This window comes from Bacillus sp. 05T31 (assembly GCF_056396725.1).
On record NZ_JBFTMA010001112.1, the window covers coordinates 1 to 891 of the forward strand.

Sequence of the window (891 nt, forward strand, 5' to 3'; positions counted from 1 at the left end):
CAATGCAAACTGGATAATCAACATCATTTTTATTTTCTGTATTTGCTGGCGTAATAGAAAGAGAATAAACTTTCTCATTCTGATTAGGTCCAGAACCAACGACAACAACATGACTTTTTTCTTTGGTACATATAGAAGGGGAAGCAATAGAATAAACTTTTTCACTCATTCTTCTGCTACCCCCTTATGCTTAAATATCTYCTTTGTAGATCGCTAAACCAATTGGATTAAATGGTGTTGCTTTCGCTTGTGTCATAGGACAAACTGGCGTTGTTGGTAATGTGTAACGATATAATTGAGCCATTTCATAAGCGCCTGTGATTTCAGAACCAATAACCGGTGCTTCGTTAAATGTAACGGTCTTATCTTCTGCATTGTATACATAATCCGTTTTTTCTACTTCTTTACATGAAATGAATAATCTTAACGTTTCACCCTTTGGCTTATGTTCTAAATGAAATACTTTACGGTGTCCGTCACCTTGTCCAAGTACTTCATCTACAACTGTTTTTTCAATTTCTAGCTCATCGGCTTGCTGGATATTCTTTGGATGAACTGCATAAACATCATCTAGTTTTCCAACATATCCATCGTTTGGATGAACAATATAAATTTGAGATAAATGATATTTACCACTATAAACCGATGGATTAAAGCGCCCTTGTCCACTATCTACTGACATATCGTGAGTAATGAAAGCTAAATAATGGTGTTGGTACATTGCTCCTGTGCTTGATTGTGATAATTGAACTGTTTCGTTTCCGTTCGATGTATCAGAACCGTAATCAAGTGGAGCATTACCTATTTTCTTATTTGGAGAATATGAAAACTGATCGCCAGGTCTGCATCCGCTTAAAATCACCATATTTTTTCTTGGTGCAACATCAAATG

Annotated in this window: 1 pseudogene; it reads right to left on the reverse strand. The window is 35.8% G+C overall.

Annotated features, from left to right (window positions below):
• Nucleotides 1-190 precede the first annotated feature (190 nt).
• Nucleotides 191-891 (reverse strand): annotated as a pseudogene (locus AC1DJR_RS31715) (hypothetical protein); the annotation flags it as partial.